The organism is Pseudoalteromonas sp. SG45-3, assembly GCF_014164075.1.
Taxonomy (GTDB): Bacteria; Pseudomonadota; Gammaproteobacteria; order Enterobacterales; family Alteromonadaceae; genus Pseudoalteromonas; species Pseudoalteromonas distincta.
In genome coordinates this window covers 1-390 of sequence record NZ_JACJEN010000070.1, presented here as the reverse complement: position 1 = coordinate 390, position 390 = coordinate 1, and the positions used below count along the sequence as shown (strand labels likewise).

1 rRNA gene is annotated in these 390 nt (G+C 40.8%); it reads left to right on the top strand.

Features of this window, described 5'->3' with window-relative positions:
* Positions 1-274 precede the first annotated feature (274 nt).
* Positions 275-389 (top strand): 5S ribosomal RNA (rrf, locus tag H5126_RS21305).
* Position 390: the final 1 nt, after the last annotated feature.

Below are 390 nucleotides of genomic sequence, written 5' to 3'. Positions count from 1 at the left end.
GGCAAGATGTGGAAGTGGTGTGAGCCATTAAGCTAACTTGTACTAATTACCCGTGAGGCTTAACCATACAACGCCAAACGCGTTTTATGCGACAGTTTGACAGAAGTTAATATGACTAAAGTAGAAATTACTTAAAGAAAGACTTAAAAAATATTATCAGATATTTTCCAAATTCAAGAGGTGACTCTTAGCGCGTAGCGTTAACATTGAGGCACCTTGCGCAAAGAAAATGGTAGCACTACGTGTTTGTCATTGATTCTTTGCACCTAATTTGCTTGGTGACAATAGCGTTTTGGACCCACCTGACTCCATGCCGAACTCAGTAGTGAAACGAAACAGCGCCGATGATAGTGTAGCATTTGCTATGTGAAAGTAGGACATTACCAGGCT